22 protein-coding genes are annotated in these 22,160 nt (G+C 50.1%); 14 read left to right on the forward strand and 8 right to left on the reverse strand.

The features are described from left to right. Nucleotides 1-51 precede the first annotated feature (51 nt). The 6 genes from IPI86_RS16785 to IPI86_RS16810 all read right to left on the reverse strand — a co-directional run bounded on the left by IPI86_RS16785 (nt 52) and on the right by IPI86_RS16810 (nt 4,676). On the reverse strand, nt 52-1,422 hold the full coding sequence (locus tag IPI86_RS16785) for an extracellular solute-binding protein (protein WP_345299163.1): 1,371 nt from the start codon (nt 1,420-1,422) through the stop codon (nt 52-54). A gap of 82 nt (nt 1,423-1,504) precedes the next feature. After that, nucleotides 1,505-2,533: a LacI family DNA-binding transcriptional regulator gene (locus IPI86_RS16790; RefSeq protein WP_345299164.1), complete on the reverse strand. Its 1,029-nt coding sequence runs from the start codon at nt 2,531-2,533 to the stop codon at nt 1,505-1,507. An 82-nt stretch (nt 2,534-2,615) separates the two neighbouring features. Further along, nucleotides 2,616-3,050, reverse strand: coding sequence for an SRPBCC family protein (locus IPI86_RS16795; protein ID WP_345299165.1), 435 nt, complete (start codon nt 3,048-3,050; stop codon nt 2,616-2,618). Nucleotides 3,051-3,194: 144 nt separating this feature from the next. Next, entirely contained in the window at nt 3,195-3,449 is a 255-nt protein-coding gene (locus IPI86_RS16800) for a hypothetical protein (protein ID WP_345299166.1), read from the reverse strand. 256 nt (nt 3,450-3,705) lie between these two features. Next, the gene (locus tag IPI86_RS16805) at nt 3,706-4,431 is read right to left on the reverse strand and encodes a hypothetical protein (protein WP_345299167.1); all 726 of its coding nucleotides are present in this window, start codon (nt 4,429-4,431) and stop codon (nt 3,706-3,708) included. Beyond that, nucleotides 4,326-4,676: a hypothetical protein gene (locus IPI86_RS16810; protein WP_345299168.1), complete on the reverse strand. Its 351-nt coding sequence runs from the start codon at nt 4,674-4,676 to the stop codon at nt 4,326-4,328. Before IPI86_RS16810 ends, IPI86_RS16805 begins: the two co-directional genes overlap by 106 nt. Before the next feature lie 255 nt (nt 4,677-4,931). Here IPI86_RS16810 and IPI86_RS16815 point away from each other — a divergent pair, with 255 nt between their 5' ends. The 5 genes from IPI86_RS16815 to IPI86_RS16835 all read left to right on the forward strand — a co-directional run bounded on the left by IPI86_RS16815 (nt 4,932) and on the right by IPI86_RS16835 (nt 10,350). Next, entirely contained in the window at nt 4,932-8,528 is a 3,597-nt protein-coding gene (locus IPI86_RS16815; protein ID WP_345299169.1) for an AAA family ATPase, read from the forward strand. A 256-nt stretch (nt 8,529-8,784) separates the two neighbouring features. Further along, nucleotides 8,785-9,081, forward strand: a complete 297-nt coding sequence (locus IPI86_RS16820) for a hypothetical protein (RefSeq protein WP_345299170.1) — start codon at nt 8,785-8,787, stop codon at nt 9,079-9,081. 22 nt (nt 9,082-9,103) lie between these two features. Further along, nucleotides 9,104-9,583: an SRPBCC family protein gene (locus tag IPI86_RS16825; RefSeq protein WP_345299171.1), complete on the forward strand. Its 480-nt coding sequence runs from the start codon at nt 9,104-9,106 to the stop codon at nt 9,581-9,583. 22 nt (nt 9,584-9,605) lie between these two features. Then, nucleotides 9,606-10,103: a CarD family transcriptional regulator gene (locus tag IPI86_RS16830; protein ID WP_345299172.1), complete on the forward strand. Its 498-nt coding sequence runs from the start codon at nt 9,606-9,608 to the stop codon at nt 10,101-10,103. A 1-nt stretch (nt 10,104) separates the two neighbouring features. Beyond that, nucleotides 10,105-10,350 (forward strand): hypothetical protein, encoded by a 246-nt coding sequence (locus tag IPI86_RS16835; protein WP_345299173.1) that lies wholly within the window; start codon nt 10,105-10,107, stop codon nt 10,348-10,350. 135 nt (nt 10,351-10,485) lie between these two features. Here the strand turns inward: IPI86_RS16835 and IPI86_RS16840 are convergent, their stop codons facing one another. Next, nucleotides 10,486-11,382 carry an SUMF1/EgtB/PvdO family nonheme iron enzyme gene (locus IPI86_RS16840; RefSeq protein WP_345299174.1) on the reverse strand — a complete coding sequence of 299 codons (897 nt, stop codon included), beginning with the start codon at nt 11,380-11,382 and terminating at the stop codon, nt 10,486-10,488. Nucleotides 11,383-11,390: 8 nt separating this feature from the next. Then, complete coding sequence (locus IPI86_RS16845; RefSeq protein WP_345299175.1) at nt 11,391-11,687, reverse strand: toll/interleukin-1 receptor domain-containing protein; 297 nt, start codon at nt 11,685-11,687, stop codon at nt 11,391-11,393. A gap of 239 nt (nt 11,688-11,926) precedes the next feature. On the opposite strand from IPI86_RS16845, the gene IPI86_RS16850 reads away from it, so the two are divergent. The 9 genes from IPI86_RS16850 (at nt 11,927) to IPI86_RS16890 (ending at nt 22,134) form a co-directional block, all read left to right on the forward strand. Then, nucleotides 11,927-12,316 carry a helix-turn-helix transcriptional regulator gene (locus IPI86_RS16850; RefSeq protein WP_345299176.1) on the forward strand — a complete coding sequence of 130 codons (390 nt, stop codon included), beginning with the start codon at nt 11,927-11,929 and terminating at the stop codon, nt 12,314-12,316. After that, nucleotides 12,279-14,630, forward strand: coding sequence for a protein kinase (locus IPI86_RS16855; protein WP_345299177.1), 2,352 nt, complete (start codon nt 12,279-12,281; stop codon nt 14,628-14,630). Before IPI86_RS16850 ends, IPI86_RS16855 begins: the two co-directional genes overlap by 38 nt. Next, nucleotides 14,549-15,190, forward strand: a complete 642-nt coding sequence (locus tag IPI86_RS16860; RefSeq protein WP_345299178.1) for a hypothetical protein — start codon at nt 14,549-14,551, stop codon at nt 15,188-15,190. The genes IPI86_RS16855 and IPI86_RS16860 overlap by 82 nt, the downstream gene beginning before the upstream one ends. Before the next feature lie 478 nt (nt 15,191-15,668). Further along, the gene (locus IPI86_RS16865) at nt 15,669-16,085 is read left to right on the forward strand and encodes a hypothetical protein (RefSeq protein ID WP_345299179.1); all 417 of its coding nucleotides are present in this window, start codon (nt 15,669-15,671) and stop codon (nt 16,083-16,085) included. Between the two features lie 741 nt (nt 16,086-16,826). Then, nucleotides 16,827-17,459: a GNAT family N-acetyltransferase gene (locus IPI86_RS16870; protein WP_345299180.1), complete on the forward strand. Its 633-nt coding sequence runs from the start codon at nt 16,827-16,829 to the stop codon at nt 17,457-17,459. A 482-nt stretch (nt 17,460-17,941) separates the two neighbouring features. Next, complete coding sequence (locus tag IPI86_RS16875) at nt 17,942-18,895, forward strand: MBL fold metallo-hydrolase (protein ID WP_345299181.1); 954 nt, start codon at nt 17,942-17,944, stop codon at nt 18,893-18,895. Between the two features lie 131 nt (nt 18,896-19,026). Further along, nucleotides 19,027-20,412, forward strand: coding sequence for a serine hydrolase (locus IPI86_RS16880; RefSeq protein WP_345299182.1), 1,386 nt, complete (start codon nt 19,027-19,029; stop codon nt 20,410-20,412). Between the two features lie 180 nt (nt 20,413-20,592). Further along, nucleotides 20,593-20,832: a hypothetical protein gene (locus IPI86_RS16885; protein ID WP_345299183.1), complete on the forward strand. Its 240-nt coding sequence runs from the start codon at nt 20,593-20,595 to the stop codon at nt 20,830-20,832. A gap of 60 nt (nt 20,833-20,892) precedes the next feature. Continuing rightward, complete coding sequence (locus IPI86_RS16890; RefSeq protein ID WP_345299184.1) at nt 20,893-22,134, forward strand: NAD(P)/FAD-dependent oxidoreductase; 1,242 nt, start codon at nt 20,893-20,895, stop codon at nt 22,132-22,134. The last annotated feature ends 26 nt before the right edge of the window (nt 22,135-22,160 follow it).

The following is a 22,160-nucleotide window of genomic DNA, read 5'->3' on the forward strand; positions in this document are numbered from 1 at the left end:
GCCGCAGAGACATTACGTCCCTGCAGTTCATCACGTCAGCGGGAAACTCAATTACTTGCTTGCCCAATATTCATCGAGGATCTTCTGAACATCCTCATTGGTGAGGTTTATCAAAGCTTCAATATCCGCTTCCGAGTCGGTGTAAATAGTGGTCTGGGTGTTGTTCAACGTATCGTTGACCTTACCCCATTCGGGAACCCAGGATTCGTGACTTGGATCGTCCAGGTAGTCGATGGCAGTAAAGATCACATCATAGTCAATGCCCGGATAACGTTCATTCAAATACTTCAAGTAGGCTTCCTGTGAAGATTGACGGGCAGGCAGACATCCATAGATTTTACAGACATCAATGATCTGCTCGGGAGCCACAAGCCACTTCATCACTTCCCAGGCGGCATCCTTGTTCTTGGCGGTCTTGGGCATGGTGAACAGGTCAGCATGAATACGTGAAATACGGTCGCCGTTCTGGTTGTAGAACAACGGGGCAATATCATATTTGAATGGCAGATCGTTCAAACCTTCAGACATGTACCAGGTATGGCTGTACCACATGGCTACATGACCGCCACCGAATGGGTCGCCGGAGGCCGCATCGATCGCACCCTGGCCTGCCGCATCAGGAATGAAATGATCCTTGAAGACGCCATCGTGCAGCCATTGCGCGCCGAAGAGCCATTCAGCAGAATTCACCTGGGCCGTCTTGTAATCGTCGCTGGTCGGGCGTCCCTTGGTGGAAGCGCCGAACATCGTCATCTGTCCGCGGAAATCCGTCCACGTATCGGCATAGCCCCACTGCTTGATGGTGGCTGGGTCAAAATCGGCATCGGCGGGAGTTTTATCGTTGGCATCCAATGTCATCTTGATCGCCATTTCCTTCATGGCATCGATATTCCATGAAGTATCGGCATAGTCGTGCGTCGGGTACGCCACGCCTGCAGCATCGAAGGCATCTTTGTTATAAAAAATGAAGGAAGGATACAGACCCAGCGGCAGCCCTGCGTTCAAATCGGGATACTTATTGAGCGTAGTTGAAGGACCGTAGAAATCGCTCATGTCATATTTCTCTTTTTCAATGTAAGGCGTAACGTCTTCCCATTGATCCTTGAATTTCGCAATGGTGGAAATGCCATGCGGGCCCACCAACTGCGGGGCGTTTCCGCCAGCAACCATGGCTAGATAGCGTTCCGTGGATTCTTCAACGGGGACGATCAGAAATTCCAATTCGGTGTCCGTGTGCGATTCATTGAACTTCTTTGCAAGCGCTTCCTGCGCAGCGACTTGGTCGGGATCGGTACCTGTGCCAAAGCCTACGAAGATCGTCACCTTGGCTTTTTCAGCGGGAGCGGCTCCCCCACCACATGCGGTCAGCATCAGGGATGTCAACACGAGAACGGCCAGCAACTTAAAGAAATTACTTTTCATTTGCTCCTCCAGAGATGATTAATGGAATGGGTACTCTTCATTTCGTTTCTTCTCCTATATCTCTTTGCCGACACCTCCTCGGTCATTGATGATGATCGGATAGCGCACATCCACACGATCTGCGGATGACCAACTCTGTGCGCATCAAAACCAGACTTTGGGCCTGCTGTCCGTTCAACAAGTGGATCAGCTGGCGGACAGCTTCGCGCCCCACTTCTTCGATCGGCGCGCGGATCGTCGTCAGCGCGGGGGAAATGTATCGGGCAAATTGAATGTCATCGAAACCGACAACCGCTACATCGTCAGGGATGATGCGGCTGGTCAGCTTCAAAGCGCGGTACACACCCATCGCGGCGTCATCATCCCCGGCGAAGACCGCATCAAATTCAATCCCATCCGCGATCATTTGTTGCATGGTTGAACTGGCCTGTTCCTCATCGAATTCACCTTTAACAACGAGGCTGGGGTCAAAAGGAATATTGTGTTTTTCCAGCGCTTCACGATAACCGCGCTCGCGCCATTGCGAATCTTCGTGACCTTCGGGTCCCTGCATATAAACGATTCGACGCCGGCCATGCTTTTCGATCAGATGACTGACCAGCATTTCAGCGCCGTCTTTGTTTTCAATGGTGATGACTGGGATATTCAAGTCTGCGGGTGGGGTTTGATGCATCAACACAAGTGGAAAATTCATGCTGTGCAGCCGTTTGAGTTCATCGAGTTCAAGGCTGGAGGTGAAGACGAGCAACCCGTCTGTATTGTGTTCCCCCACTGCGCGGTGTTGATGTTGACGCACGCCCTGCGTGGAGTGAATCAGCAACTCGTAGCCCGCTGTACGCACTTCCGCTTCAATGCCTTTGAGCAGGTGCGGAAAAAACGCGCCGCCAATCTCGGAAAGGATCAAGCCAATGGTGTTCGTTTTACGGCTGGCAAGGGTGCGTGCCGCCGTGCGCGGAACGAATCTCAACTCGGCGATCGCGGCACGTACTCGCTCGGCAGTCTCCTCGATGACAGGCGTGTTCCCAGTCAGCACGCGGCTCACCGTGGCGATGGAAACCCCCGCATGTTCTGCAACATCAGAAATTGTGGCGTATTTTCTCGTCTTTTTCATGCGTGAAAGCGTTTTCAGAAAGCGTTTTCACAGTATATCGAAACTCCCCCACAATGTCAACGGGTTGAGTGTAATTTTGTTACTATGCTCTGGATTGTAGATACTTCTTCAAACGGGCAAATGAATTTCGTATGATCAGGTTGGTTTGCTTGATCAACAAAGGTTCAGCGAGTTGAACGATTCCACCCTCATCTGATTCGATACTCCAGGTAAGTTTCGTTACACCCTTGTCGGCTTCCAATAAAAATGTGACCTGAGCCAGAAAAGGCTTTTCCGTTTTCCAGCCAAACTTTCGATTGGCTTCATATATATTGCATGTATTCAACAGAAATAGCCTTTTTCCGAAACGATTGGCGTTCTGCTCCCACTTTGTGCCAAGTTTGGCAGGGCCGCCGATCAGGCTTGTTAATTCGATCGGTTCCTCCACCCAATCCACATGATGCGGAATATCAGCGAGGACAGTGAAAATGGCTTCAGGCGGAAAATTGAATGTTTCGGTAAGTTCCACTTTCATCATGTTTCTCCTGAGCTGAAAATCGTTGGTGAGAGACAGTCACCTTTTCGAAAAGGTGACTGTCTCTTTTTAACTCACTCTCCCGGAGAGGCTAAGGTGTGGGAAGACTCTTGGCTTTTACGATCACATAGGCTCCCCAGCCGCGTGTCACCAATTCACCCGGGCAGAATAAAGGTTTGCCTGTGCCGGGTCGGAACCGCAGGCGGGCAGTAAACCGTCGACATAAGCCTGTTCGATCCAATCCTTGGCCCAGTAAGTCGAGCCAACATCAGCGAATACAGTTCCGGTGCCGACGGGCGGAAGATAATTCACGCCATACTTCATCTTCAACCCAAAAATAACGACCTGTTCACGCGGAAGTTGGGTTGCAGGGCAAAACATCAATGCATCGAAAGATTTCACATTTCAAAGTCTTAAACCAGACAATTGCGATATAGACAGTCTACATAATGAGCGTATCAAGGGCGTATCATGAATTATGCAGGGCTCAGTTGGTAGTACATATAAAATTCAACAATTTCCCCAACAACCTATATTCTAGAAATAAGAACGTATTCGTAAGTAAAATTGGATTAAATTTTTCAGGGAGTGCCAACCTGGTCGGCACTCCCATTCAAAGTGATCTTATTTGCCTTCACCCCCACGCTGATCTGCAATTTTATTGCACAGCCAAAAAGTGATTCTTCAACGTGTAGTGAATGTAGTTTTGCCAAAGCGGGATGATATCTCCCTGCTTGTAATCATGGTCGGAGAAGGTCTGGATGATCACTCGCCCGTCATAGCAGGTGGCAAGCACACCTTCGTCGCTTTGCTTCGCTGAGAGTCCCGCCAGCATGGTGGCATTACCAGAACCACCGAGGCGGATCTGATCCCCCGCACCATTCGCCCAGAAGCGATCAAAGTGCAAAAGCGGAAGCACGGAATTGGGTTCGTTGAAAATGGGATGTGTAGGATCCCACCAGTAAATCGAATCGGAGAGTTCAAAACTCTTTCGGAAGCTGACCCCGCATCCGCTTAGGATCTTGCTGATCGGACCGTTGGCTTCGCTTTCCAGATACCAAACTTCAGCGATCAGGGCGGCTTTGTCACGAGTCAGGCGGGTGTTGATCACATCCCAGAACTCACCAGAAATAATGTCTTTTGATTCCGCATCAACAATGATCAGGTCATAGGGTTTGCCGGAATTCAGAAACTCCATGAAATGCCCACTATAGGAACCAGTCTGAGTGTATTTAATGCCCATGCCTTCGAGGGCATCCTGAACCCACATGCCGATGTTCAATTCATCTGTATTCTCATAAACGAGCACATTCGCGGCACGGATGCGCGCTTCCACATCTGCCGTGGCAGTGGGCTGAGGCAATGCAGGCGCAGTTGTTGCCACAGGTTGCTCTGCCGCTGGGGCGCAGTCGGCTGGACGGCGGCAGGCTGGGCATTAAGCGCCGACTGGGTCATCTGCAGCGCCACCGTAGTGGCCTGAAGCTCAAGCGCTGCCTTGGTCGGGTCAAATGCAGGCTGTTGCTGCACGCCACTGTTGGTTAAATTACAGGCCAGAATGAATACAATGGCAAACAGCCAGAAAAGGGCAGGAATCGCGCGTTTTTGTTTCTTTTGTATGGATTGTTTCATTTTTTTCTCCTTTATAAGTGTTGAAAAATTGTCACAACGTAAAATCTGATTTTGACCCTATAATGATTCATACTTAAAAAAACACATCGGTTACGAGTTTTCGTGTTTTAACACCTCAAATCAGACATTTGCGATAGTCACAGTCTACAAAGTGAGCGTATCAAAAACGTATCAAGGATCGGGTTCGGGCTGCCATTTCAGGCGGTGATTTAACAGAAATCTCGCGCTGGGGGCGGCCAAAACTGGAGACGATGATTGTCAGATGAATTGGAACTAAAATTTCTCGGTCCGCCCGAAGTTGCACTTGGCGGTAGAACGCTGAAATTTGCCACCCGCAAGGCACTCGCTCTGTTTGCCTATCTGGTGGTCGAAGGCGGCGTGCATCCGCGCGAAAAATTGCTGGCGTTCTTCTGGCCCGAAAGCGAAACGCATCTGGCACAGTCGGCCCTGCGCAACACCCTCGCACGAATCAAGGATGCCTTGCGCGGTGTGGATGAGCCGCTGCGGATCGAAGGCGACCGAGTCGGATTCAACGCTGCGCTCGCATCTTTCCTTGACCTTGAACTGGTTGCAAAAACAACAACAGAATCCCAGCCGCTAAAGGTTCCACAGCCCAACGTCGCTGGGTTGGAGAATGCCTCCAAAGCCTCACGCGGCCTCTTCCTGGAAGGATTCTCCCTGCCCGATTCTCCCGCCTTCGATGAGTGGTTAATAATCCAACGTGCCAACTGGGGGCATCGCCAAAATCTTCTCCATGACCGCCTCTCCCTGCACCAACTGGAACATCATCTTATTCAACCCGCCATCGAAACGGTCATCCGCTGGCTGATTTCGGATTCTCTTAATGAGTCCGCTTACCAGCGTCTGATACGTCTGCACTTCCTTAACGGGGATCGTTCTGCCGCGCTGCAAACTTATGAAACCTGCCGTACCCTGCTGAAAAAGGAGCTGGGCATTGAACCCTCAGCGGAAACAGAAGCAACGCTGGCGTACATTCGCTCGGGGGAGACTCCTGCTTCAGTTTTTGCCGAGCAGGCTGAGGCGCGGGAAGAAGCGTTCCACATTCCATTTATAGGCCGCTCGCATGAATATCAAGGTCTGGTGCAGGCTTTTCATCACATTCAAAAAGGCAGGCCGCAAGTTGTGGTCGTGTCTGGTGAATCGGGCATCGGTAAAACGCGCCTGTCGGAAGAGTTTCTGAAATGGGCCGGCACCGAAGGTGCAGATGTTTTGCGAGGACGCGCCTTCGAGACCAGCGGTCAACTCCTCCCCTATCAGCCCATCATTGACTCCCTGCGTGAACGGCTGGAGCGCGAGAACGCCCCGGAGGACCTGCTCGATGATGCCTGGCTTGCCGAGCTTACCCGCATCCTGCCCGAGTTGCGTGAGCGTTACCCTGATCTGCCGCCGACCGCTGGCAATGATGCCACCGCCCGCGCAAGATTGTTCGAGGCCATCGCACGCCTTGCCGAGGCGCTTTCTGCAAAACGGCCGTTGATCTGGCTGATGGATGACTTGCAATGGGCAGATGCGGAAACGTTGGAACTGCTTCATTACCTCAGCCGCAATTGGCGAAAAAGCCACAGCCGCATCCTGCTTTTGATCCTGATGCGCAGTGAGGCGCTGGGGTTTGGGGCCACCCTGCGTGATTGGATGAGCGGCCTGACCCGCGATATTCAGATCACGCGTTTTAGCCTTTCAGCCATGAATATGGACGATCTCGGTCAATTGATCGCTTCTATGGCAGGTGAAAACGCAGTGGGCACTTCTGAATTTTCCGCCTGGCTTACGGCGGAAACGTCGGGACAGCCTTTTTTTCTCACCGAGACCCTGACCGCATTGGATGAATACGGCGCATTGATATGGGTTGGCGAAGCACCCGCCAGCAAACTGGATATCCCTGCCACGCTTGCAAACTTAAAAACCATGGGATCGCAATCGTTGGCCCCTGCCATTCGCGATGTGGTGGTTTCGCGTCTTGAATGGTTGAGCCTGCCTGCTTCGTCCATTTTGGCGGCGGCGGCGGTGATCGGGCGCAATTGCAGTTTTGAACGCCTTTGTCAAATTTCAGGCATTGATGTGCAAGACAGCCTGAATGCGTTGGATGAATTGCTGTTGGCGCACATGATCCTTGAAATAAAAAATGAAGCCCGTCCCTACACCATTTCACATGACCGCATCCGCGAGATCGTTTACACCCAGCTCAGTGAGGCGCGCCAGCTGATCTTTCATCGGCGAGCTTTGGCAGGTCTGGCAGAATCAAAAGCGCCGCCTGCAGAATTGGCTCATCACGCATTGTCGGCGAAGGAATGGCCTTTCGCTTTTCAACACAGTTTACAGGCGGGGAAAGAAGCGATGCGTCTTTTTGCGACGGCAGGCGCCATCCAACATTTCGAAACCGCCCGTTCGCTGCTCTATGAGAAGAAAACAGACGCGGCGCCAGTCATCTTCGAACAGCTTTACATGAGCCTCGGCAAGGCATACGAGATGGAGTTTCACCATCGCGAGGCATTGAATGTCTATGAGGAGATGCAGGCACAGGCTTCCGCACGTGACAACCGTAAAATGGAACTGGCCGCACTGGTGGCGCGTTGTGTCATACTCCCCGGGCATTACGATACGCAAAATCTGGACCTGGCACGGGAATTAGCTTTGCAGGCTTTGCCACTTGCACAGGAGCTGGGTGATTTGAAGGCACAGGCAGAGATTGAGATGAGCCTTGCCATGATCCACAAGTATAGTGCCGAACAGATCGAGCCAACCATCGGCCACTTGCGTGCGGCAGAAGCACTGGCGCGCAAGGTTGGCTCACGCGAGCAGTTGGGGATGGCCATGCTGGAACTGGGCGTAGCGTTCCTTTGGTTGGGTCAACTCGAACAGGCCGAATCGCTTTTATTGGAAGCGACAAAGATCCATCGTGAACTCGATTACCGCCCAAGGGTATTAAGCAGCTTGCACAACCTGGCGATCATTTACATGGAGACAGGAAAATTCGACACTGCTCTCATTTCTTTGCAGGAGGCGTATCAAACAAACCAAGCGTTGGGAAGTTCCACCTCGGTCTATGCCCTGGCGACCACACATAATGTGATTCACATCTTGTGCGGCAAGTACGATTTGGCATTCGAATCACTCCTGCCTGCATTGGAGATGGCAGAGACACAGATCGTCGCCGGGCTGTGGATCGACATTTTTCAGCAACTGGCCTGGTGCTGTTACGATCTGGGCGCTTATGCTGCAGGCATCCGATATTGTCGTAAAGCAATCGAATACCACGACCATATCAACAGCACCGGGCGTTCTGCCGCATTTGCAATACTGGCCATTCTACAAGTACACTGCGGAGATTTAATAGAGGCAGAGGCGGCAGTAAAAACCGGCTGGGAGAATTTCGATATAAAATCACAGAACTATCCGGGCTGGTGGGAGACACATTCCATTTTAGCGGCGGAGGCAGAGTTGGCACTGGCAAAAGGTGAATTGGCCCGGGCAACTCGCTGCGTGGATCAACTTTTGGAAAAATTCAATGAACTAAATTTGCTGCATCTCAAACCAAGCATCTTGTATTTGCAAGCGAGGATTTTAAAGGCAGCCGGGAATCAAGCAGAGGCAGTTCAAAGCCTGACTGAGGCATTGGCGCTGGCCGATGAAATGGGCGCACACCGCGAAGTATGGGCGATGTGTTCGATGCTTGGGAATCTGGAAGCGGAACAAGGGAATAAATCAGCGGTGATTCAATTAAAGGAACGAGGCAACCGCGAGGCATTGCTCATCGCCGATCATGCAGGGACAGAAGAATTCAGGGAGATATTCCTCTCCCGCCCGGATGTGCAGAAGGTTTTGGTCAGCTAAAGGCAGGTTGAAATCTGCTTTTCATGTTTGGCGTACAAAACTGCTCGAACGATTCACCAGTGAACGTGCTACAATGAAATTGAGAGATCATGGGATCTGGAAGGGGATTTGTGGAACGTCTTCTCTCCTTAGAAAAGGAGTAACTTATGGACAAGAAAACTAAAAACCCCCTGCTGGCGGGTTTGATAAACGTTTTAATTCCGGGTCAAGCCAGTTATATGTAAATAACGATAGGGCCAAGTTCATCCGCGCTTTTGTGGTTGGAGCCATCGCACTTACGGTTGCTGTTCTATTGGGAAGCCTCATCCAAAACACGCGTGGATATTCCCTGCCGCAAGGTGTGTGTATGGGCAGTCTGGTCACTGCGGTGGCGGCTGTCTTGTTCATCAGCGGGCGAAAGGTGGCTGGAGAACGCAACAGCGAAAAAGACAATGCAGCCTATTACAACTCCATGCGGCGCGATAGTCATGAAGCAAAACAAACCGCAGCCAAAAAGGCTCAAGATGAAGGGTTGGCATCCGAGCAGAAAGATGCAGAACCTAAAACGAAGTAACGCAAGTCTAGAAAAGAGTTGAATGATCAATTTAAATATCAGTACGCTAATCTACCAGCCCATCAAAAAGGTCTTCGATTTTGTATGCAAGCCCGAGAATGACTTTCAATGGCAGTATGGGACATTGGCGTCAGCCACGCTTTCCGAAGGTACCGAAAACATCGGAACCGTTTTTCGCAGCGTAGGGCACTTGATGGGGCATCGGATTCAAAGCACGTTCGAGGTGACCGAATTCGAGCCGAATAAAAAATACGGCTTCAAATCCCTTTCCGGCCCATTGCTTTCACAAACCACGTACACATTTGAAATGGCCGAAGGCAGCACCAAAGTCAACATTTCGACGCAGGCCAATGTGGTCAATTTTTTCCAGCCCGATGAAGGGATATTGGAAAAAAAAATGAAAAAGCAACTAAAGGAAAACCTGGCAATACTCAAAAACCTTCTCGAAGTAAAGCGAGTCGTGACGGCTTTCGACACAGACCCTCAACCATCAAAAATGTGAACCTTTTAGTCAGGAGAAACTTATGAATTTTCACGAAGGCGATCCAGTCATGCACTGGACGTATGGATTTGGACAGGTCGTCCGCCTGGAAGAGCGGGATCTCGCCGGAGCGACGACCCTTTACTATGCAGTACAAGTTAGGGACCTGACCGTTTGGGTCCCGGCGGATGCCAAACTGGAAACCAGATTGCGCCCACCCACCCCACAGACAGAGTTCAAGAAAATGATCAACATCCTGTCGAGTCCGGGCAAACCGCTCCCTGAAGACCGCCACGAACGCAAGACCCGCCTGCAGGAAATGCAAAGGGATGGCCGTACCGAGTCGCTCTGTCACATCATCTGTGACCTTCATGCCTTCCAAAAGGCAAAATCTCTTAACGATAATGACCAGGTGGTTTTGAAACAGTCACAGACCTCCCTGCTTGGAGAATGGGGATTCGTGTTTTCCATTCCCTACGCCCAGGCCGAGCTCGATATGCATCGCGCATTGTCTCCCAAGGCGCATGAGATTAAGGAATAATATGTCATCAGAAGAAAAACAGATCATACATAGAGTTGTGGAAAATTTCGTCCGCACCGGAAATGCCACGGATGAACAGGTCAAGGTAACCTGCCTGCCAGTGAACAAGACCAGTTTTGTGGAACAAACCGGTAATGACGGCCGAACCATTTTATTGGATGAATACAAATTGGACGGTAAGGTGATCTGGGCAAGTTACAGCGCACGCAGCGGAACAGTTTACCTGAGTCTAAAAAGCACCCATTAATAAACCTGGCTTATCAGGCGCAAATATAATCCTTCCGACAGCCGAAACGAAGTTTCGGCTGTCTGAAGGATGTTTGTATTTACTGGGACGTCTGCGCAGTGCGATAGACGGGGAAGACAATTTATTTATTCAGGATTACTTTTTGGGAAGGACCACCACACGAAATCCATAGTCACTCCATGCCTTGTTGGGGCGGGAGAAATGGAAGAACTGTCGGCCGGAAACACGCTCGACGAATTGGTTGAGATACCAGGACCCGCCGCGGAACGCCAGCCATTCATAGTCTTTAATGAAAAAGTTGGCCTGCCATTCCCAAACATTCCCAACCATATCCATTATCCCAAATGGGCTTTTTCCCAACGGATAGGCGTACACAGGTGTTGGATGGCCGATCGCGCTTTCTTCTACATTGGCCCGCTGTAAGATCACCTTCAAGGACTTTGTCACAACCCCTTCTTCATCCCAGGGATAACGACCAGCGGGAATTACGCCGCCTGAAGCAGCCGTCCATTCCGTTTCCAGGGGTAAACGTATCAATTCCGGTTTTAATGATGGGTTTTCCCTACCCTCTGGCAGGCGATCCCAATTCTGCAACAACCACTCACAGTACGCATTGGCTTCGAACCAGGAAATTCCTACAACCGGGTAATGCGGATTCGATCCCCCAAAATCCTTGTGATCCCAAAAGCGCGGCAACAGTTTTCCAGTTTTTCCCTTTTTGATTTCCTCCTTGAGGAACTCAAACCCCTTATTCCCCCAGTTGGGCATCGGCTGGCATTTTTCGTCGAACTTTAAAAAATCCAGCCAGTAGATCGGGTTGGTAAAATCAGGAGCATTCAGAAAACGTTCATATTGCGAGTTGGTGACCGGGTATTTCCCGATCCAGAATGGATACGAAACTTTTACATCATCCAAAATTGAAATCTCAATAAAATGATGCAGTCCCAGTTCTTCGTCGCTAGGTGTCGGGGCCTTCGCCACATCCTCATTTTCGGGAATCTCGATCTTCAATGCCCGCGCACGGGCAGACAAGGATTTGATTAGCTTTTCGTGGGCATTCGGAGTGAAATAATCTGCCCAATGTAATTTTTTAAGCGCTCAAAGGAAGGCTCACATTCATCCAGCCGCAAGGGAATAATGTAGATCGCGCCTTCAGACTTCTCATCAGCCAGATCCAGAACACGCCTGATCTCTTTGTTGACATATCCCTCTTTGGCAACTGATACTTTTGAAAGACAAATAATAATGGCATCTGCGTTGCGGGCGGCTTTAATAATTTCCAGGTCAAAATCCTGCCCTGGCAACAGGTCTTCTTCATCGAGCCAGGGGCAATCCATTTTTCAGCGGAAAGTCGTTTTATATAGCTCGCGTACTGCGGGCTTATCTTGTGAAGCATGGCAAAGGAAAACGCTGAGAGCTCGCATCATGGGTTTGTATCCCGCAGATAGGGTGTGATGAATGGATTATAACCTTACCGATATAAAAGCGATATAAAGATGCAACTTCTTGTATTCACCCTTCCCATGCACTATACTCTTCTTTATTGATTGGTGCGTAAGATTTTACAGGAGATGGTATGAATCAAGACATGTCATTTGGTGGTTTTGTCAGGCAGCGCCGCCGTGAAATGGATCTAACGCAGGAGGAGTTGGCGCGGCGTGTGGGATGCGCAGCCATTACGTTGCGAAAGATCGAAGCCGATGACTTACGCCCCTCCGTCCAAATCGCAGAGCGCCTGGCAATGGCACTTGCCATTCCTCTGGATGACCGTGCCGAATTCGTGCGCCGCGCTCGTGCGGTACATCCTGAAGCCTCTGATTTCCCCGCCATCACCCCCGCCCCTTCATTAGATGAGATCGGCCGCGAAGACCTGACAGGTCGCGCCATCCGCGGATATGCATTGGCTGAACGCATCGGCATGGGGGGGAATGGGCTCTGTCTATCGCGCTGTTCAACCCAACGTTGAGCGTGAAGTGGCTGTCAAGATCATCCTGCCTGCCTTTGCCAACCATCCTGATTTCATTCGCCGCTTTGAGGCCGAAGCCCAGTTGGTGGCGCGGCTTGAGCATCCGCACATTGTTCCGCTTTATGATTACTGGCGCGAACCGGGTGTGGCATATCTGGTGATGCGCTTGTTACGCGGGGGAAACGTTCAAAACCTGCTCGGTCAGGGTCCGCTTTCTTTGGAAGCGACCACCCACATCCTTGAACAAATGTGTTCCGCCCTAAATGCCGCGCACCGTATTGGAGTCATCCATCGCGATCTCAAACCCGCCAATGTCATGTTGGATGAAGATCAAAACGCCTATCTCGCAGATTTTGGCATCGCCAAAAATATCAGCGACCCCGACCTGGAACATAAAACTCAAATCGATGAGATGGTCGGCACGCCGCATTACATGTCGCCGGAACAAATCCGCTCGCTGACCATCAAACCGCAAACCGACATTTATTGTTTGGGCATCATGCTCTACGAAATGTTGACCGGCGCCCTGCCTTTCGCGGGTCCCACGCCGATCGACTTTATTCAACAGCATATCAATGCACCCATGCCATCCTTGGCGGCGCACCATAGCGGCTTGCCTGCCTTGTTAGACAAGGTCATTGGGCGCGCGACTGCAAAAAACCCAGAGGATCGCTACGAAGATGCGCTGTCTCTCTATAAAGATTTTCGGCAGGCAACCAGCGGCCTGCTAAATGATCGTCCAACCATTATTCATATTGAAGAAGAAACTGATCTCGAAATCATTAATCCCTTCAAAGGATTGCGCGCCTTTAGCGAAGCCGATGCTGATAATTTTTTCGGGCGTGAAACGCTGGTTCAGCAATTGCTGGCGCGCCTCGGCGAGGGCGGCGATCTGAGTCGCTTTCTGGCAGTCATCGGCCCGAGTGGCAGCGGCAAGTCCTCAGTAGTCCGAGCCGGGTTGATTCCCGCACTTCGTCGCGGCGGCCTGCCCGGTTCCGAGAATTGGTTCATCGTGGATATGCTGCCGGGCAAACATCCGTTTGAAGAACTTGAAGCGTCTTTGCTGCGAGTGGCTGTCAATCCGCCGGAGCATTTGTTATCTCAAATGAAGGATGGCAATCGCGGCTTGCTGCGTGCGGTGCATCGCATTTTGCCTACGGATGCATCGGTGGAACTCGTATTAGTAATCGACCAATTTGAAGAAGTATTCACACTGATCGAAGATGAAGCCGAACGCGCGTTGCTGTTGGAAAACCTTGCATCCGCCGTGTTGGATGAACGCAGTCGTTTACGCGTGGTAATCACCTTGCGCGCCGATTTCACCGACAAGCCTTTGCGCTACGTGGATTTTGGTGAGTTGATGAATCGCCGCTTTGAATTTATCCTACCCCTCACAGCGGATGAATTGGAACGTGCGATTCTAGCCCCCGCACAGCGCGTCGGACTTAAGCTGGAAAAGGGTCTTGTCTCGACGATCATTCGTGAAGTTGGGAATCAACCCGGCGCATTGCCGTTGCTGCAATATGCGCTCTCGGAGCTTTTCGACAAGCGCGATGGACGCACATTAACAAACAAAGCCTATCAAGAAATTGGTGGTGTGCTTGGTGCGTTGGGACGAAGTGCGGAAACAATTTATTCCAGTCTGGATGAAGCCGCTCAATCTGCAACGTGCCAGTTATTCCTTCGCCTGGTGACACTAGGCGAAGGGACGGAAGACACCCGCCGCAGAGTCCTACGTGATGAAATTGAGTCACTGCATGAAGATCATCAATCCGCCATTCAAAAAGTAATTGAAATATTTGGCAAAGCGCGTTTGTTATCCTTTGACCGTGACCCGATCACGCGTAATCCCACCATTGAAGTAGCGCACGAAGCGCTCTTGCGCGAATGGACTCGTCTGCGCGAATGGCTCAACGAAAGCCGCGCGGATGTGCGCACACAAAGACAGCTTAACCATGCCGTGCAAGAATGGAATACTGCACAACGCGATGCAAGTTTTCTGATGGCAGGTTCGCGCCTGGAACAATTCGAGGGCTGGTCGTCGAATACCACCATCGCGCTGACACAGGACGAGCGCGCATTCTTATCTGCAAGTGTCGTTGAACGAGATCGCCGTGAATTGGAAGAACAGTCACGCCAAAGGCGGGAACTGGAAACCGCGCAAAAACTGGCAGAAACAGAAAGACGATCTCTGTTTACGACCCGCGCGGGCGCATCTCTGGAGCGCTGGCATTGGCGATCATTGGCGCATGTTGCGGCATTCTTGGAACCAAGCCACCCAGAAGTTCAAGTCGAAATGCACAACAGGCTCTGAATGCCCAGTCAATTGCACAAGCAGAACGCAACATCGCACAACAACAAGAATTGATCGCCTCGGTGCGCGAATTATCGAGTGAAGCAAATATTAATTTAGACATTGACCCGGAGCTCAGTATATTGCTTGCGCTACAAGCCGTGAATAAAACTTATACGATAGGTCAACCTGTTCTACCGGAAGCAGAAGATGCCTTACATCGCGCAGTACAAACCTCACGCCTGGAATTAACATTGAACGGGCATACAGATATTGTCTGGAAGGCGGTTTTTAGCCCGGATGGCAAACTTATCGCCTCAGGCAGTCAAGATGGTACGGCAAAGATCTGGGATGCGATCACCGGCAAGGAATTGTTTACGATAAAGGCTACAACCGAAGGTGATGCTGGAAACGTTGACTTTAGTCCAAATGGAAAATTATTGGCAACGGGAAGTGACGACAAAATTGCTCGTATTTGGGATGTGGCAACCGGGAAGGAACTTCTAGCCTTGCAAGGTCATTTGGATTGGATTTCACATGTGGCCTTTAGTCCAGATGGAAATCGCTCGCACTGCCAGTAACTGGATGGGTACGTTAGGATATGGGATAGTTCTGGACAAGAGAGGAACATCTTGCCCTTTCTGAAGAAGTGGTACGACAGCCTATTGGGTGCATTCAGCCCTCGATGGTAAGCTTAAACGCTGCATCAGGCGGTGGTACGAACAGCGTGTTGGCAGTACTCTGGGATGCCGCTGCGGAAAAGTAATATTAAACGGAAACTTCGGTCACACAAATCAAATTAGCGAAATTGCATTCAGCCCGGATGGGGCACCCGTGGCGCTGCCATGACCAGAAAGTGAGGATTTGGGATAGGGGCCACCGGGCAAGTGTATTACACGCTCTCGGTCACGCCAGGCACAATCCCTTTGGCTTTTCTTTTAGTCCCGATGGCGCCCGTCTGGCAACACAGCCAGTTGGGATGGCACTGCACGTGTCTGGGATCTTACGCCCAAAGAAGTGCTTTTATCCCTTTGTCGATACAGCGTAAGCGGTTGGTCGATGTATGTTATTACTGGCCCGGATGGAAAGCACATTCTGACGACTATACGGATGGGAATGCCCGGATTTGGGACGCATCTTCTGGTAAAAACTGCGCCAACTGAATGGCCCGCTCTTTATACAACGTACAGCCCGGATGGAAAATTGGCTGCCAGCGGAAATTACGACAAGACCATCATCATTTGGGATACGCAGACTGGCGAACAACTTAAAACCCTTTCAGGACATACAGATATAGTCTTGCAATCGGTTTCACCGGATGGGAGACCCGCCTCGCCAGTGCAAGCATTGATGGCACAGTCATCATCTGGATTTGGTAGAGGCAACGCCTGGTCCACACTTCAAGGAGACAGCGATTATCAGACATCCGTGGCGTATAGCCCCGGATGGAAGGTTTCTCGTCGCTGGCGGCGGTGATTTCAATACTATAATTGGGGTCGGAATTATTTGGAATGCAATCACGGGAGAGAGAATATTCACCCTTCCCAGTGATAGTCTCATTTCGGCTGTCGCTTATAGTCTGGATGGAAAACTAGCAATAATTGGCAGTTTCAACGGCACCATTCATATATGGGATGCATTCACCGGCAAATATGTATCGATTTTGAGAGGACACACTGGCGTAGTTAATTCGCCGCATTCAGCGGACGGAACACTACTTGCTACCTCACGTCTTGATGGCACTGCCCGTATATGGGATATGACCAATGGGGTCAATTTGTTGACACTTCCTGTTGATAGCGGCGGCATTGGCAAAGCTGTATTCAATCCGGATGGAAACGTCTCGCCGTAGGCGCAAGTCAGAGATTTCCATTTTCCTTCTGCCAATTCAGGATGTGATCGCACCGGCACAGTCCCGCGTTACACGCACGCTGACATTGGAAGAATGCCAGCAACTTTGCATATGGATGCATGTCCCGCATGCGCCGTAAGGAAACCCTTTCAATGGCAACCGAGAGTCGTGCACAACAACTCAGTTTTCTCTCGAAATCGGCGGACTAAAGTCCCTGCCTCAGTCTATGAAGCCCTTTCGGGCTAAGTCGGCTTTAGCCGACTTTCACGAACTGAGGCAGGGATTTATCCCGCACCGAACACAAGGATAGCCCGAAGTTCAAAATAGGGAAGTTTTTTTTACAGGACAAGTTAGGAAAATTGACAATGAATACAAATCATATTCTGACCAGAAGTGTTCCTTCCCCCAACGATCTGCAATTTCTTGAAGACCGTCTGTATGAATTCAATAGCGATCAAACAGGACAGGAGGATGGTCAGCTCTTTGGTTTCTTTATCCGTAATGAACAGGATGAGATTGTGGCAGGCTGCTGCGGTTGGACCTGGGCACATGCCTGTCAGATTCAATCGCTTTGGGTTCACTCCTCATGGCGCGGACATGGCTATGGGCGCACCTTGCTGGAATCCGCCGAAAACGAAGCCCGCGAACGCAATTGCAAAGTGATATTGATTGGCAGTTACAGCTTCCAGGCCCCTGCGTTTTATCAAAAATGCGGGTATGAACTTGCTTGGCAATTGAATGATTTTCCGCCCGGACATCAGCACTGTTACCTTATCAAACGGTTCGCAGAAACTGAAAACGACTCGATTCTCTCAACAAAACCTTGGACGTTCCTGATATATGAGGTAAAGAAAATGTCAAGCTGGCAAAGTCATATCATAAAACTATATTTGAATTACATAAAATTCCGGCGATTACAACGGCCCCACGAAAAGCTGCGCCAGCTAACAGATAGCGGAGCAGCTGGCAAATTTCGAAATCACTGCATGAAAACATAACCATTGACATGGTTGATCATTCCCCGGTGCCTTCGGCTTTTGGGGTATGCGCTGGGGTCCGTCAAATTCCGGCCACGAGGTCAACGCTGAAGCGGGAAAATTCATACCCTGATCATTGATTATCGAGGCCTCGAGATCCTTCCCTGCGGCTTACAGGATGCCTTAACGGCTTATGACTGGCTGCGAAAAATGTGTTGGCGGGGTGGGCTGGCGCTTTCCACTGCCATTCTCTGGGGATAACCAGACATGCCTTTACAGGTGATTTGCCTGTCACCAGTGATTGACGTGGAATGCACGGGCGATCTGTGATCCCAGGCGCGCGCCCTTCGTGCCTGAAGCGGCGCAGGCTATCACTGAAATTGGTGAGGTGATTAAACGTCGTATAAACCCGTATATCAATTTCCATTCTGTCGGCACAGTTGAAGGACAGTTTCAGGCGGAAGCCCTGAATAAGTAAACCAGAATCTAAAGGAGATACTCCCATGACTTCTAAACTACTTCCCCAATCAGAACACTTCACCTATCACGAACTGGCTGACGGTGTATGGGCGGCAATCGTGATAACAACTGGCCTGGCAGCGAGCAACTCAGGCATTGTCGATCTTGGTGACCGCACGTTGATCTTCGACACTACTTTCTCACCCGCCTCTGCCGCGGAATTACGCAACGTGGCTGAGAGTCTTACCGGGCGACCTGTAGATTATGTGCTCAACAGTCATTGGCATCAAGACCATGTTTTTGGAAATGCGGCTTTCGCTCCCGAAACGGAGATTTACGCCACCGTACGCACAAGCGAGATCATCGCTGAGAAGACCGAGGCGGATATTGTTGAATTCAAACAACATTGGCCCAACCAACTGAAAGAATGGGCTGAAAGCGCAAAGGTCGCGAAAGACGAAGCCGAGCGGTTGGATTTCGAAGACGGTGTGCGATTTGCGCAGTCAATCATTGATACCTTTCCGCAGTTGGAACTACGCTTACCAGATCACATCTTCACCGATCGAGTGGAATTCAAAGGAACCAAACGCACCGTCGAATTCGTCACATTTGGCGGTGGACATACCGACAGCGACGCATTTTTGCATTTGCCCATAGAGAAGATTATCTTCACTGGTGATCTGCTGGCGACGAAATTTCAACCTGGTATGTCCAGCGGTCACCCACACGAATGGCTCAACATCCTTGCAAAGATTAAAGCGCTTGACCCCATCCAACTGGTATCCGGTCACGGCGAACTCGCTACACTGGCAGATGTGGAACTTATTGAGCAATATATCAACGCACTATTGCAAATGGCAAAACAAAATCAACATGCAGGTGGCACCGCAGAAAGCGCCGCCGCTCTCCAACCTCCAGCGTTCACCGATGGCTGGAATAATTCCGAGGCATTCGAGGAAAACATGAAGTTCTTGCATGAACTCTTGCAACCAAAATAATTTTCATTCATTGAGAATCATAAGTCTGTGAGACTTCCGCCCGTCCCAGCATCAAGGCCCCCTTGAGGGGATGTTCTGCGATCTAAGACATGTCTAAACCGTTAGGTTCGTCAAAATATCAAAGGTGAGATATGTCCAATAAGAATATTCAAGCTATTGAAGATAATTTACTGACCGCTGTTTCTATCCATGGGATTCCAAAAAAATCCTATAACTTGATTAACAGAATGAAATACTTCCATGTCCCTGGTGTTAGTATCGCGGTTATCAACAATACGAACATTGAGTGGGCTCGTGGCTACGGCGTATTGGAAACGAATGGAAATACACAAGTATCGCCTGACACATTATTCCAAGCCGCTTCGATTAGTAAGCCGGTGTCAGCAATGCTGGTGCTCAGGCTCGCAGAACAAGGGAAATTGGATTTAGATATTGATGCAAATAAATATCTTTCTTCCTGGCAAATCCCAGAAAATGAGCATACAGAAAAAAATAAAGTAACCCTCCGTGGTATTCTTTCACATACCGCCGGATTAACCGTTCACGGCTTTCAAGGATATGGCTTTGATGATGAAGTGCCATCCCTATTACAAATACTCAATGGTGAGACGCCAGCAAATTCAGCACCGATACAAGTGGACGTTGCGCCCGGGAGTATGTTCAGATACTCTGGAGGGGGATATACGATCATGCAGCAAATTCTTGAAAATATATCTGATAAAGCTTTTGAAGAGTTATTACAGACCGAAGTGCTGGATAAACTAAATATGCATAGCAGCACTTTTGAACAGCCGCTTCCCATGCAACTGAGAGAAAAAGCTGCTACTGGTCATGTTGGCGCAGGGGTGCCTATCAAAGGAAAATGGCACACATATCCTGAAAAAGCTGCCGCCGGTTTATGGACAACGCCTACTGATCTGGCAGAATTCGCCATCGAGATCATGAAATCTTATGACAATCGGTCAAATAAGATACTCTCGGCAAGTATGGCTGACAGCATGCTTACGGCAGTCCAAGAGGATTATGGATTAGGATTGGCGGTAAAAAAGCTGGGGCATAATATTATTCGTTTTGGTCATAGTGGTGGAAACGAAGGCTTCCGTAGTTATTTAGCGGCTTACACGGGAAACGGAAAGGGGGCGGTTGTGATGACAAATAGTGACAATGGCGATCACTTAATGATGGAAATTGTGCGCAGCATTTCAAATGTCTACGAATGGTCTGATTTCCTGCCAATAGAAAAACAAGTTGCTCAAGTCAATCCGAATATTTATTCCCAGTATGAAGGAAAATATCAACATCCTGATTATCCGGACTTTGTCGTTCAAGTAGAAAGAGAAGGCCCCCACTTGTTAATCGAATCAATTCAAGGTGCATTCCGCTGGGAACTTTACCCTGAATCAGAAACAAGGTATTTTTTTGTTGAAAGTGAGGCAATTGTTGAATTTCAAAAGAATAATGCTGGCATTTTTGATGCCTTGATTTTATTATCAATGAGCTTGAAAAAGGTTGCATAACACCACCTGCACACGGATGCGCACTTCCCTGTTGGGCCGAATCAGCCCAACTAAATCACCTACAATCCGCTAAAACAAACCGAAAGTGACGCATTCCTGTACCTGCCCGCAGAACGGGATCATCCTGACCTGACGCATGGCAACCCACACAACTGGCTCAATATCTTTGCGAAAATAAAAATGCTTGAGCCTGCCCGCCTGGTGCCTGGTCACGGTGAAATCGGCACACTTGCAGATGTGACATTGATCGAAAGCTACATCAACACTCTGCTGCAAATGGCGGAACAGAATTGGCGCAAAGGCGGCACAACTGAAAGCGCCGCTGCTCTTCACCCTCCAGCTTTCACCGAAGGCTGGGAAAACGCCGATGCATTCGAGTTGAACATGAAATTCTTACACGAAATGGTTCAACAAAAATAACGTCCCCGCTCAAACCATTAAACTCCGTGTCAGTGTATACTGACACGGAGTTTTTATAAAATGCCAAACCTCATCAACCCCAATTGGGATGTCCTCATCGCGGGCGGCGGGCCTGCGGGTTTCTTTGCGGCCATTCGCTGTGCCGAGCTGAACCCGAACCTGCGCGTGCTCATTATCGAAAAATCCAGCCAGACGCTTGGCAAGGTGCTCATCTCCGGCGGCGGGCGCTGCAATGTCACACATGCATGTTTCGACCCCGCACAGCTCATCCATTTTTATCCGCGCGGCGGGAACGAATTGCGCGGCGCATTCACACGCTTTCAACCCGCGGATACGGTCAAATGGTTCGAGGAACACGGCGTGAGATTGAAAACAGAATCAGATAACCGCATGTTCCCCGTCACCGATGATTCGAACACCATTGCGAACTGTCTGCGCGAGGCGGCGAAAAAGGCCGGGGTGCGGGTGCTTCTGGGCACGACATTGCAGCGGGTGGAAAAAAATTCCTCGGGCAGATTCAAACTTGAGTTAAGAAAAGATGCGGAGGTTCTTTTCATCCAAACAAAAAAATTATTGATCGCCACAGGCAGCGATCCCAAAACGCGCGAGATCGTCAAATCGCTGGGGCATTCCATTGAAGAGCCCGTGCCTTCATTATTCACCTTCAACATAAAAGATAAAAGGATCGACGGCCTCGCTGGCGTTTCGGTTGAAAACGTGACCCTCAAAATGGATTCGGTCACGACACGCGGCCCTTTGCTCATCACCCACTGGGGTTTGAGCGGACCTGCCGTGCTGCGATGCTCGGCCTGGGGCGCGCGAATTTTGTTCGACAAAAAATACGCTTCGCGCTTAACTGTCAACTGGCTCGGCGACTACAAACTTGACTCTGCGCTGGAAGTTTTACAACGCAGCAAGGAATGGCACGAGAATGCCCGTAAAAAGATCGCCACGAATTCCGCATTTTCGCAAATCCCCATCCGCCTGTGGAAACAGTTGACCGATTTCATCGGCGATAAAAACTGGGCCGATAGTTCGAAAGCGGAATTAAGAAAACTCGCCGGGGAACTGACCGAAGGCGAATTCATGATCCAGGGCAAGGGACAATTCAAGGAAGAGTTCGTCACCTGTGGCGGCGTGAAATTAAAGGAAGTGGATTTCAAAACCATGCAAAGCCGCCTCGTGGAAGGGTTATTCTTCGCTGGCGAAGTGCTGGATATTGACGGCATTACCGGCGGATTCAATTTCCAATCATCCTGGACAACAGGCTGGCTGGCAGGGAGCGAAATGGGAAGCGGATAAACGAAGGCCGAAAAATAACGGGCTTG

This window comes from Candidatus Villigracilis affinis, assembly GCF_016705895.1.
GTDB lineage: Bacteria > Chloroflexota > Anaerolineae > Anaerolineales > Villigracilaceae > Villigracilis > Villigracilis affinis.

Coding starts and splice junctions, on each gene's coding strand:
- IPI86_RS16825 (WP_345299171.1), top strand. CDS start 9,104: ATGATCAATTTAAATATCAGTACGCTAATCTACCAGCCCATCAAAAAG.
- IPI86_RS16835 (WP_345299173.1), top strand. CDS start 10,105: ATGTCATCAGAAGAAAAACAGATCATACATAGAGTTGTGGAAAATTTC.
- IPI86_RS16890 (WP_345299184.1), top strand. CDS start 20,893: ATGCCAAACCTCATCAACCCCAATTGGGATGTCCTCATCGCGGGCGGC.
- IPI86_RS16850 (WP_345299176.1), top strand. CDS start 11,927: ATGAATCAAGACATGTCATTTGGTGGTTTTGTCAGGCAGCGCCGCCGT.
- IPI86_RS16865 (WP_345299179.1), top strand. CDS start 15,669: ATGTATGTTATTACTGGCCCGGATGGAAAGCACATTCTGACGACTATA.
- IPI86_RS16790 (WP_345299164.1), bottom strand. CDS start 2,533: ATGAAAAAGACGAGAAAATACGCCACAATTTCTGATGTTGCAGAACAT.
- IPI86_RS16785 (WP_345299163.1), bottom strand. CDS start 1,422: ATGAAAAGTAATTTCTTTAAGTTGCTGGCCGTTCTCGTGTTGACATCC.
- IPI86_RS16855 (WP_345299177.1), top strand. CDS start 12,279: ATGGGCTCTGTCTATCGCGCTGTTCAACCCAACGTTGAGCGTGAAGTG.
- IPI86_RS16870 (WP_345299180.1), top strand. CDS start 16,827: ATGAATACAAATCATATTCTGACCAGAAGTGTTCCTTCCCCCAACGAT.
- IPI86_RS16830 (WP_345299172.1), top strand. CDS start 9,606: ATGAATTTTCACGAAGGCGATCCAGTCATGCACTGGACGTATGGATTT.
- IPI86_RS16875 (WP_345299181.1), top strand. CDS start 17,942: ATGACTTCTAAACTACTTCCCCAATCAGAACACTTCACCTATCACGAA.
- IPI86_RS16885 (WP_345299183.1), top strand. CDS start 20,593: ATGCTTGAGCCTGCCCGCCTGGTGCCTGGTCACGGTGAAATCGGCACA.
- IPI86_RS16795 (WP_345299165.1), bottom strand. CDS start 3,050: ATGATGAAAGTGGAACTTACCGAAACATTCAATTTTCCGCCTGAAGCC.
- IPI86_RS16810 (WP_345299168.1), bottom strand. CDS start 4,676: ATGAAACAATCCATACAAAAGAAACAAAAACGCGCGATTCCTGCCCTT.
- IPI86_RS16845 (WP_345299175.1), bottom strand. CDS start 11,687: ATGGATTGCCCCTGGCTCGATGAAGAAGACCTGTTGCCAGGGCAGGAT.
- IPI86_RS16880 (WP_345299182.1), top strand. CDS start 19,027: ATGTCCAATAAGAATATTCAAGCTATTGAAGATAATTTACTGACCGCT.